The following is a 9,771-nucleotide window of genomic DNA, read 5'->3' as shown; positions in this document are numbered from 1 at the left end:
GCTCACGCCCCGAACCAGGCGCCGGTCAGCGGCGCCCGCGCGCGGCCGCGGCACGCGCCAGTTCCGGCGGCAGGCGCTTGAGCAGCCAGCGCATCGCCAGCGGCACCAGCACGATGTCGTCGAGCACGCCGATGAAGGGAATGAAGTCGGGAATGATGTCGATCGGCGAGACCACGTAGACCACCAGCAGCACCGACGCCGCCTTCAGCCAGCCCGGTGCGTCCGGGTGCCGCACCGCGAACCAGAGTTGCCGGGCGTCGCCTCGCACCACGGACCACAGCAGCGTCAGACGTTTCCACATCGGGTGTTCCTCGCAACGCGGGCAGGGTGCCCGCCGAATGCCGAACATGGAGCCGCCCGGCCCCACTGCAAGGCGCGGCGCGCCACCGTTACATGATGTCGTCGCTCAGCAGCCATTTCTGCGCCGTTTCCAGGTCGGTGAAGGTGCGCAGCCGCAGGCCGCTCTTGCGCGCGGCCTTCTCGCTGGTGCCCACGCGGTTGTCCTGGCTGACCACCGTGCCCACGCGCTGCAGCGTGCCGAAAGCCTGGGCGACGTGGGTGCCCAGCTGCAGGTGGTCGGTGAATGAGAGGTCGGGCTGGGTGCCGCTCAGCTCCAGCAGCGCGCGCTGCTGTCTCCGGCGTTGCGCCAGGGAGGCGACGAAATCGGCGGCCGCGCACAGCTCGGCAAGCGAAACAGGCCCCGTGCACACCACGAAGATGTACGGGAGGCCTTGCTCGACGGTGAGCGTGAAGGACATTCGCAAAGTCTACAGACTTGCGGGTGGTGGCGGGCGCAGGCTGACGCCCGTTTTTACGAACCAAGGAGTACCGGATGGCCCTGATCCGCGCGAAGGAAGAGGCCGCGTGCGCTCCATCGGCGTCGAACTTCGAGGTGGAGCATCTCGACCGCATCATCGGCGAGACCGGCGTGGTGCCGGTGCTCAACCAGATCGAGCTGCATCCGCGCTTCCAGCAGCGGCGGCCGCGCGCCGCGCACGCTGGCACCTCGACAGCGGCCTGATCGCGATTCCTAAATCCGTGACGCCGGCGCGCGCATCCGCGAGAACTTCGACTTGGACGGCTTCGCGCTGGACGCGGACGACATGCGCGCCATCGCGGCGCTGGACGATTCGGACGGGCGCATCGAGCCCGACCCGATGAAGGCGCCGTTCTGACGCCGCAGCCACAGAGCTACAGTCTCTTGCAACTCTCTACCGGGCGTTCGCGGGCGCGACGCATGGGGCGGAGAGCATGGAGCTTCCCAAGAACGGAGCAAGCAACCATGAACTCGAAAAGCATCATCTGCGGCATCGCCATCGCATCACTGGGCTTCAGCTCGCTGTCCTTCGCGCAGCCCGCCGTGCGGGAAGCCCGGCAGGACGCGCGCGAGGCGCGCCAGGACGTGCGCGAAGCGCAGCGCGACCTGCGCAACGCACGCAACCCGCACCAGGCCCGGCAAGCGCGGCAGGACATGCGCCAAGGACGGCGCGACCTGCGCGAAGCGCGTGAAGATCGCCGCGAAGCGCGCGCGTACGACAACGCCCGGGGGCCGGAATTCCGCCGCGGCGGGCACCTGCCGCCCGAGCTGCGCAACCGCACCTACGTGGTGAACGACTGGCGCGGCCACCGCCTCTCGGCGCCGCCGCGCGGCTACCAGTGGGTGCAGGTCGGCCCCGACTACGTGCTGGCGGCGGTCGCCACCGGCCTCATCATGAACATGATCCTGAGCCAGTAAGGCGCACGGGGCGCGGCCACGACGGACAATGCGGCCTTCACCGCATCGAAGAAAGACCGCCTTGGCACGTCCCTCCCCCTGGCCCGGCAAGGTCATGGCGCTGCTGCGCGCCGGCAACGCGTCGGGCGCCGTCGCGCAAATCAAGGTGGCGCCCAGCGTGCGCGAACTGCGGGCGCTGGAAAAGGCGCTGGCCGACGCGCAGCTGAACGGGCGCTGGCGGGATGTGGACGTCGCCATCGCCGAAAGCCTGCTGGCGCTCTCGGCGCCGCGGCTGCACCGCTCGCCCTGAGAAGGCCCTAGAAACGCTCGCCCGGCGGCAGGTAGCGCCACTGGCCCGGCGGCAGGCCCGCCAGCGCCACGCGGCCGATGCGCAGGCGCCGCAACGCGGTGAGTTGCAGGCCGACCTGCCCGCACATCCACTCGATCCAGTCGGGCGCGATGCCCTTCACGGCGAAGCGCAGCCGCGCCTCGCTCTGCCAGCTCACGCGCGCCGGCGGCAGCGCCTGGCCCTCGAACACCAGGCCGCGGCCAAGCCGCGCCAGGCCGTTGGGCGCGATGGTGCCGTCCACCTCGGCAAGCAGTTCCTGCTCGATCGTGCGGGCGTCCTCGTGGAGCTTGCGCACGATGCGCCCGTCCTGGCTGAAGACCTCCAGGCCGCTTGCTCCCGGCGGCAGCGGCAGCAGCGCCACCAGCCCGACGCCATGGCTCTTGATGCGGCGGATGCCCGAGGTGTCGCCGCTCCAGTGCGTGGCCGCACCGAGCACACCGTGCAATTGCGCGGTGGCCATGCCGGCCGGCTTGTGCGCCAGCAGCGTTGCAGGCGGCGCCGCCTGCAGGCGCGCTTTGGGATCGACCTCGACCCGCTGCTGCGGCCCGACGCGGAATTGCGGCTCTTCCACCAGCTTGCCGTCCACCCGGACCCAGCCCTCCGCGATGTACTGCTCCGCCTCGCGGCGCGAGCAGGACGCCAGGGCCATGACGGCCTTGGAGAGGCGCTGCGGCCCGTCGGTGGAAGGTGCGGGAAACTGGTCCAATTGCGTGTTCTCCAATGCGAGGCGATTCTGGCAGACCACGCCATGCCCATCCCTATGTCCTTCACCAACGGCTTGCCCGCCGGCCTGCTGCCCCTGCCGCCCGGCCTGGTCGCCGTGACCGGCGACGAACGCACCGGAAAAACCAGCCTGCTGCGCCGGCTGGGAGCGGAGGTTCCCGATGCCTTGTGGCTCGACCTGGCCCTGCCCGGGCAGGACGACGCGACGCCGCGGCAGGTGTGGGATGCGCTGCGGACGCAATGCCCGCGCTGGGATGACCAGCTTCAGCGCGAGCTGGCCGAGGCGCTGAACCTGCGGCCGCACGAAGGCAAGCAGCTGTTCATGCTGTCCACCGGCAGCCGCCGCAAGGTGGCATTGGCCGGGCTGCTGGCGAGCGGCGCCACGGTGACCTGCCTGGACCAGCCGTATGCGGCACTGGACGGCCCGTCCATCCAGGTGGTCCGCGAGTTTCTGGAAGACGTGGCCGGCCACGCGCGCCGCAGCTGGGTGGTGGCGGACTACGAAGCGGATGGAAGGTTGGCGTGGCGGCGGGTGGTTGCGCTGGGCCAGGCGGACTGACTTGCGGCCCGCAACCATCTCTCAGCTCTTCTTGCCGCCCATCACGAAGATCAGCGCGCCGACCGCGATGGCGCCGAGGCCGGCCCACATCGGCACGTTGACCGTCTTTTTTTCCTTGGCGGAGATTTCCAGCGGCCCGACCTTCACCACGGTGGTGTCCTTGGTGTAGCTGAAGCCGCCATAGGCCAGCCCCAGGATGCCGGCGGCGATCAGGACGATGCCCACAAGCTTGATTGGATTCATGTCGCGGTGCTCCTCGTTGCCCAGCCATTCAATCACAAGTCGCCGCAGCGCCAGCCAGCGCGGCCCCAAGCACGCGCGCGGCAGCACAATGGAGGCCTTTCTTATCGCAGGCCGAACCATGATCCGCCTTCAGCTCGAACTCGAGCTCGACTATGAAATCCAGGACCCGGAGGGTGCGGATTTCATCTTCAACATCCACGCCGCCCAGACCGGGCAGCAGACCGTGGAGGCCGAGCGCCTGGTCCTGAGCCAGCCGGTGGCGACCGACATGGCCACCGATCCGGCCACCGCCACCCGCTTCATGCGGCTGCACGCTGAGCGCGGGCCGCTGAAACTCACCTATGCGGCCACGGTGAACATCGCGCACCACATGGCCGAGCCGGACACGCTGGAAGAGGTGCCGGTGCGCCACCTGCCGCTGGACGTGATGCCCTACATCTACCCCAGCCGCTACTGCCAGTCGGACCGGCTGCTCAAGCTGGCATTCAACGAGTTCGGCGCGCTGTGGCAGGGCTACAGCCGCGTGCTCGCCATCCAGCACTGGGTGCAAAAGCATGTGGCCTTCGTCTCCAACACCAGCAACGGCAACACCTCCGCGGTGGACACGCTGATCGAGCAGGTCGGCGTCTGCCGCGATTTCGCGCACCTGATGATCGCGCTGTGCCGCGCGCTCAACATCCCGGCGCGGGTGGCCACCGGCACCGACTACGGCGCCAGCCTGTCGCTCGGGCCGCCCGACTTCCACGCCTACGTGGAGGTGTACCTGGGCGACCGCTGGTACCTGTTCGACGCGTCTGGCACCGGCGTTCCCATGGGCTTCCTGCGTTTCGGCACCGGCCGCGACGCGGCCGACGTGGCATTCGCCACCATCTTCGGCGGCGTCTTGGTCGGCGCGCCGGTGATCCGCGTGCAGGCGCTGGAAGGGCCCGGCCTGGAGCAGCCGCGCCATTGCAGGGAAGCGCTGTCGACCTCCACCGCGTCGATGCCCTCGGCCGTGCAGGGCGCGTCGTCGTCGCCGGCGCGGGCGGATGGGAAGGCCACGGGCCGGGCCACCAGGCAGTGGGCGACCTGACGCCCGCGCCGGCCGCGTCAAGGGCCTGAGCGGTCCGCGGGCGGCCGCAGCGCAGTCCCGATCCCATACAGCGCCAGCAGGCCCAGCACGTGCCCAATGGCGACGCCGGGCTCGCCGGCCTCGATGCGCGCGATGGTCTGCACGTGCACGCCCAGCCGCGCGGCGGCCGTGGCCTGGCCTTCGCCGGCATCAATGCGCGCCTGCTTGGCCGCGGCGCCCATGGCCTTGATGGCCTGGAGCGTGTCGCCGCCGATGTCCGTGGAGATGCGTTTGCCTTGCGCCATGGCCGCATTGTCGGTGTATCGTCGCCGCGTCCTTGGAGGAGCCGCCATGAAAATCAGGAACATTGCGCTGGGGGTGCTTGCGGCCCTGGTGGTCGCCGGCGCGGCGGGCTGGTTCAGCCTGGACAAGGAAACCCGCGGGCTGCTGGCCACGCTGCCGACCAACCGCGACCTGCTGTTCTGGAACCAGCCGCAGCGCGACGCCGCGTTCCGCGCGCTGGACCGGCTGCCCGTGCTGGCGAAGGCGCGGGCCGTGCCCGCCGGCGGCTCGCCCGCGCCGCTGCCGCCCGGCCCGCCGCTGAAGCTGCCGCTGGACACCGACGCCTACATGGCCGGCCAGCGCGGCGCGGCGCTGGTGGTGCTGCACGACGGCAAGCTGCGCCTGGAACGCTACGGCCTGGGCTTCGACGCCAGCGGGCGCTGGACCAGTTTCTCGGTGGCCAAGTCGGTCACCTCCACGCTCGTGGGCGCGGCCATCCGCGAAGGCTTCATCCGCGGCATGGACGACAAGGTCACTGACTACATCCCGCAGATGAAGGGCTCGGCATACGACGAGGTCAGCATCCGCCAGCTGCTGACCATGACCTCCGGCGTGCGCTGGAACGAGGACTACGCCGACCCGAACTCCGACGTGGCGCGCTTCAACAACCACAAGCCCGAGCCGGGCGTCGATGCGCTCGTGAGCTACCTGCGCGGCCTGCCGCGCGCGGCGCCGCCCGGCACGCGCTGGAACTACAGCACCGGCGAGACCAACCTGGTCGGCATCCTGGTCAGCCAGGCGACGAAGAAGCCGCTGGCGGCCTACCTGTCGGAGAAGATCTGGATACCGGCCGGCATGGAGCAGCAGGCCACCTGGATTTTGAGCAAGACCGGCCAGGAGATCAGCGGCTGCTGCCTGCAGGCCGCCGCGCGCGACTTCGCGCGCTTCGGGCAGTTCATCCTGAACGGCGGCAAGGCCGGCGCGCAAGGCCTCGTGCCGGACGGCTGGCTGGCCGAGGCCACGGCCACGCAGGCGGACATCGGCCAGCCGGGGCGGGGCTACGGCTACTTCTGGTGGACCTATGCCGACGGCAGCTATGCGGCGCGCGGCATCTTCGGCCAGGGCATCTTCATCGACCCGAAACGCAGGCTGGTGATCGCCTCCAACGCCAACTGGGCCGGCGGCGCGCGCGACCGCACCGCCAGCGCGGCGCGCGAGGCGTTCTACCGCGCGGTGCAAAAGGCCATCGACGACGAGGGCGCGGCCGCGCCGGCGAGCACCGCGTCGCGCTGAAGCGGCAGTTCCTACAATCGCGGGGTTGTACCGAGACGCCCCCATGGACACCATCAATCCCGCTTCCATTGCCCGCACCGTCGTCTTCGGCGGGCTCGTCCTCGGCCTGCTGCTCGGCATCGCCGGCCAAGCCACGCGCTTTTGCGTGCGCGGCGCCATCGCCGACTGGGTGGTACTCGGCAAGCGCGCGCGCTTTGCCGGCTGGACGCTGGCCGTGGGCGTGGGCGCCATCGGGCTGCAGGCATTGGCCGCGGCGGGCTTGGTGGATGCGCCCCGCACGCTGGCCTGGAGCCCGCGCCTGGCATGGGCGTCCTGCCTGGTGGGCGGATTGATTTTCGGCTACGGAATGATCCTGGCGGGTGGCTGCCCGCAGCGCAGCCTGGTGAAGGCGGGCGCGGGCAGCGTGCGCCACGCGGTGGTCATCGTGGTGTCCGCGCTGGCGGCGGCGATGACCCTGCGCGGCGTGCTGGCGCCCGTGCGCGCCAACCTGCTGGACGCCTGGTCGGTGCAGCTGGCCGGCCCGCAGGACCTCGGCCGCATCGCGGCGTCCGCGTTCTCCGGCCCGGCGAACGGGCTGCGGCTGGCGCTGGCGGCGCTGCTGTTCGCCAGCGCGCTCGGCTATGCCTGGCGCCGGCACCGCGGCGCGGTGCGCGAGGTGTGGCTGGGCGGCATCTCGGTGGGCCTGCTCCTGATCGCGGCGGTGTGGCTGACGGGGCGCATCGGCTTCGTCGCCGAGCACCCGGAAACGCTGGAGGCGGCCTGGCTCGGCACGCAGTCCAACCGGCCCGAGGGCCTGAACTTCACCGCGCCGCTGGCCAACACGCTGGACCTGCTGACGCTGTGGACCGACAAGTCCATGGTGCCGACCTTCGGCGTGATGCTGGTGCTGGGCGTGCTGCTCGGAAGCTACGCCAGCGCCGTGGCGCGCCGCGAATTCCGCGTGGAAGGATTCGCCTCGCCGGCCGACGTGGGCGCGCACGTGCTGGGCGCCGCGATGATGGGTTTCGGCGGCGTCACCGCGCTGGGCTGCTCCATCGGCAACGGCGTCACCGGCCTGGCCTGGCTGTCGGCCGGCTCGTTCCTGGCGGTGGCAGGCATCGTCGGCGGCGCGCGGCTGGCGCTTGCGCGCCGCAAGGCGCCGCGCGCGACCCTGGCCGCGGCCTGAACAGGCCTCGGATGGAGGCCCGGCCTACGCAATTGGCTGCCGGGTCCTAGGCCAATTTCTTACGCTTCGGGAGGGTGCCCTCCCCATACTGCGCCAAGCGTCCGGTCGGCGGCGGCGGGCCCATCCAGAACGCCATCGCACCCCTTGATCACGCGCTCAAGGAGGCATTTCACAATGCGGCGGCCATTCGTTGCGCTCATCTTCACCCTCACCCTTGCCCTTGCCCTCGCCCTTGTTCTCGCGAACGGGCGCGGCGCCTGGGCCGCTCCGTTGGACGAACCGATCCAGCCCGTCCCGCTCGCGCACCGGCAGGACCCCGTACGGGCGGAACTCGGGCAGCGCCTGTTCCAGGATACGCGGCTGTCCGGCAACAACAGCGTGTCGTGCGCCAGCTGCCACAACGTGGCAAAGGGCGGCGCCGACGGCAGGGGCCGCTCGGTCGGCTTCAGCGGACAGCGCACCGGCGTGAATGCGCCGACCGTCCTCAACGCGGCGCTCAATTTCAGGCAATTCTGGAACGGCCGCGCCGGTTCGCTGGAAGCCCAGATCGATGCCGTCATTCAAAACCCCGTGGAAATGGGGTCGGCGTGGCGCGACGTCGTGGCCATGGTGTCGCGCGACGCCCGGTACAAGGCGGCGTTCGACGCCGCGTACAAGGATGGCGTGACCAAGGCGAACATCCAGAACGCCATCGCCACCTACGAACGGACGCTGACGACCCCCGGATCGCGCTTCGACGGCTACCTGCGCGGCGAGCGCAACGCGATGACCGGGCAGGAGCTGGCCGGCTACGCGAAGTTCAAGCGCTACGGCTGCGTGGCCTGCCACCAGGGCGTCAACGTGGGCGGCAACATGTTCCAGAAGTTCGGCGTCATGGGTGACTATTTCGCCAAGCGCGGCCAGCCCACGCAAGCGGACCTGGGCCGCTACCTCGTGACGGGCGATCTGGGCGACAGGCATGTCTTCAAGGTGCCGAGCCTGCGAAACGTGGCTTTGACCGCCCCCTATTTCCACGACGGCTCGGCTCGGACGCTCGAAGAGGCCGTGGACGTGATGTTCAAGTACCAGCTGGGGCGCACCGCGTCGAAGGAAGACACGGCGGACATCGTCAAATTCCTCCACACGCTCACCGGCCAGGTCGGGGAACTGCCGAAATGAAGCGCACGCGCCCCGGCTGGCTGGCCACCGGTGTGCTGGGCCTCGTGCTCGCGATGGTCGTGGCGTTCCTGTACACCAAGGAGCGCGACCTGGAAGATTCGGCGTATTTCGAGACCATCGCGCTGCTGCGCCAGATCAAGCAGCTGGACGCGCATTGGGAACTGGACGTGCTGAAGTCCAGGACGGGCCTCAACCAGCACTACGACGCGCTGGTGGACCCGGTGGTCAGCCTGAACCGCCTGCACTCGACGCTGGACGACGCGATCGCTGCCCGGCGCGGCGGCGACGGCGCCGCCCTGGCCGGCGCCAGCCAGGCATTCGGGCGCGCGCTGCAGGACAAGACGCGGCTGGTCGAGCGGTTCAAGTCGCACAACGCCCTCTTGCGCAACTCGCTGGCGTTCCTTCCGACCGCCGCGAGCGACGCCGGTGGCGCGGTCCGGGGCGGCGGTGCCGGGCGTGGCGCCGTGGCGCAGCTGCTGCTGGACGTGCTGGTGTACAGCCAGGTCCCCTCGCAGGAGCGGGCCGACGAGATCGGGGCAAGGCTGGACGGCCTGGTCGATACCCTGCGCCGCCGGGGGGCCGCCGCTCCCGCGCAGGTGGACATCTTCGTCATGCACGTGCGCACGGTGTTGCACGAACAGCCGCTGGTCAACCAGCTGCTGAGCGACATCACCCAGACGCCCACGTCAGCCCACATCGACGCGCTCGACGGCATCATGAGCGCCAGCCAGCAGGAGGCGGAGCTGCTGGCTTACCGGTACCGCCAGTCGCTGTTCGTCCTCACCGCCGTGCTGGTGGCATTGCTGGTGTACGCCGCCGCGAGCCTGTTGCGCGGCCATGGGGTCATCCGCCGCATGAACGCGGCACTCCAACGGCACAACAGCCACCTGGAGCAGGCCGTGGCGGAGAGAACGAATGAATTGGCCGAGGCCAAGGACGCGGCCGAGGACGCCACGCGCATGAAGTCGGACTTCCTGGCCAACATGAGCCACGAGATCCGCACGCCGATGAACGCCATCATCGGCCTGTCGCACCTGGCCCTGAAAACCGAGCTGAGCGGCCGCCAGCGCGACTACCTCCAGAAGGTGCAGATGTCCGGCCAGCACCTGCTGGGCATCATCAACGACATCCTGGACTTCTCGAAAGTCGAGGCCGGCAAGCTGGACCTGGAACGCACCGAGTTCGCGCTGGAAAAGCTGCTGGACGACACCGCCAGCCTGATCAGCGAGAAGTG

Annotated in this window: 14 protein-coding genes; 9 read left to right on the top strand and 5 right to left on the bottom strand. The window is 70.0% G+C overall.

The features are described from left to right. Positions 1-25: 25 nt before the first annotated feature. Together H0U68_RS17780 and H0U68_RS17775 are read right to left on the bottom strand one after the other, a co-directional pair. Positions 26-301, bottom strand: coding sequence for a DUF1232 domain-containing protein (locus H0U68_RS17780; RefSeq protein ID WP_296358009.1), 276 nt, complete (start codon positions 299-301; stop codon positions 26-28). 88 nt (positions 302-389) lie between these two features. Beyond that, positions 390-758 carry a hypothetical protein gene (locus H0U68_RS17775; protein WP_296358008.1) on the bottom strand — a complete coding sequence of 123 codons (369 nt, stop codon included), beginning with the start codon at positions 756-758 and terminating at the stop codon, positions 390-392. A 74-nt stretch (positions 759-832) separates the two neighbouring features. On the opposite strand from H0U68_RS17775, the gene H0U68_RS17770 reads away from it, so the two are divergent. The 3 genes from H0U68_RS17770 to H0U68_RS17760 all read left to right on the top strand — a co-directional run bounded on the left by H0U68_RS17770 (position 833) and on the right by H0U68_RS17760 (position 2,024). Further along, positions 833-1,021 carry a hypothetical protein gene (locus tag H0U68_RS17770; RefSeq protein WP_296358007.1) on the top strand — a complete coding sequence of 63 codons (189 nt, stop codon included), beginning with the start codon at positions 833-835 and terminating at the stop codon, positions 1,019-1,021. A 261-nt stretch (positions 1,022-1,282) separates the two neighbouring features. Further along, on the top strand, positions 1,283-1,735 hold the full coding sequence (locus H0U68_RS17765) for an RcnB family protein (RefSeq protein WP_296358005.1): 453 nt from the start codon (positions 1,283-1,285) through the stop codon (positions 1,733-1,735). A gap of 61 nt (positions 1,736-1,796) precedes the next feature. Beyond that, entirely contained in the window at positions 1,797-2,024 is a 228-nt protein-coding gene (locus tag H0U68_RS17760; protein ID WP_296358003.1) for a hypothetical protein, read from the top strand. Between the two features lie 7 nt (positions 2,025-2,031). Here H0U68_RS17760 and H0U68_RS17755 read toward each other — a convergent pair whose 3' ends face one another. Beyond that, complete coding sequence (locus H0U68_RS17755; RefSeq protein WP_296358000.1) at positions 2,032-2,769, bottom strand: RNA pseudouridine synthase; 738 nt, start codon at positions 2,767-2,769, stop codon at positions 2,032-2,034. A gap of 42 nt (positions 2,770-2,811) precedes the next feature. On the opposite strand from H0U68_RS17755, the gene H0U68_RS17750 reads away from it, so the two are divergent. Then, positions 2,812-3,345 (top strand): hypothetical protein, encoded by a 534-nt coding sequence (locus H0U68_RS17750; protein ID WP_296357998.1) that lies wholly within the window; start codon positions 2,812-2,814, stop codon positions 3,343-3,345. A gap of 21 nt (positions 3,346-3,366) precedes the next feature. Here the strand turns inward: H0U68_RS17750 and H0U68_RS17745 are convergent, their stop codons facing one another. Next, on the bottom strand, positions 3,367-3,588 hold the full coding sequence (locus tag H0U68_RS17745; RefSeq protein ID WP_296357997.1) for a hypothetical protein: 222 nt from the start codon (positions 3,586-3,588) through the stop codon (positions 3,367-3,369). Between the two features lie 118 nt (positions 3,589-3,706). Between H0U68_RS17745 and H0U68_RS17740 the strand changes: the two genes are divergently transcribed. Further along, positions 3,707-4,660: a transglutaminase family protein gene (locus tag H0U68_RS17740; RefSeq protein ID WP_296357995.1), complete on the top strand. Its 954-nt coding sequence runs from the start codon at positions 3,707-3,709 to the stop codon at positions 4,658-4,660. Between the two features lie 17 nt (positions 4,661-4,677). Here H0U68_RS17740 and H0U68_RS17735 read toward each other — a convergent pair whose 3' ends face one another. Next, on the bottom strand, positions 4,678-4,944 hold the full coding sequence (locus H0U68_RS17735) for a helix-turn-helix transcriptional regulator (RefSeq protein ID WP_296357993.1): 267 nt from the start codon (positions 4,942-4,944) through the stop codon (positions 4,678-4,680). A gap of 46 nt (positions 4,945-4,990) precedes the next feature. On the opposite strand from H0U68_RS17735, the gene H0U68_RS17730 reads away from it, so the two are divergent. The 4 genes from H0U68_RS17730 to H0U68_RS17715 form a co-directional block, all read left to right on the top strand. Beyond that, the gene (locus tag H0U68_RS17730) at positions 4,991-6,214 is read left to right on the top strand and encodes a serine hydrolase (protein ID WP_296357992.1); all 1,224 of its coding nucleotides are present in this window, start codon (positions 4,991-4,993) and stop codon (positions 6,212-6,214) included. Positions 6,215-6,257: 43 nt separating this feature from the next. Beyond that, entirely contained in the window at positions 6,258-7,379 is a 1,122-nt protein-coding gene (locus H0U68_RS17725) for a YeeE/YedE family protein (protein WP_296357990.1), read from the top strand. A gap of 174 nt (positions 7,380-7,553) precedes the next feature. Beyond that, positions 7,554-8,537 carry a cytochrome c peroxidase gene (locus H0U68_RS17720; protein WP_296357988.1) on the top strand — a complete coding sequence of 328 codons (984 nt, stop codon included), beginning with the start codon at positions 7,554-7,556 and terminating at the stop codon, positions 8,535-8,537. Then, a partial coding sequence (locus tag H0U68_RS17715) for a DAHL domain-containing protein (protein WP_296357986.1) occupies positions 8,534-9,771 on the top strand: 1,238 nt, incomplete at its 3' end. The genes H0U68_RS17720 and H0U68_RS17715, both read left to right, overlap by 4 nt.

Origin of the sequence: Ramlibacter sp. (assembly GCF_013697775.1) — a bacterium.
Taxonomy (GTDB): Bacteria; Pseudomonadota; Gammaproteobacteria; order Burkholderiales; family Burkholderiaceae_C; genus Ramlibacter.
The sequence above is the reverse complement of the archived record's forward strand: the minus strand, read 5'-3'. Positions and strand labels throughout refer to the sequence as shown.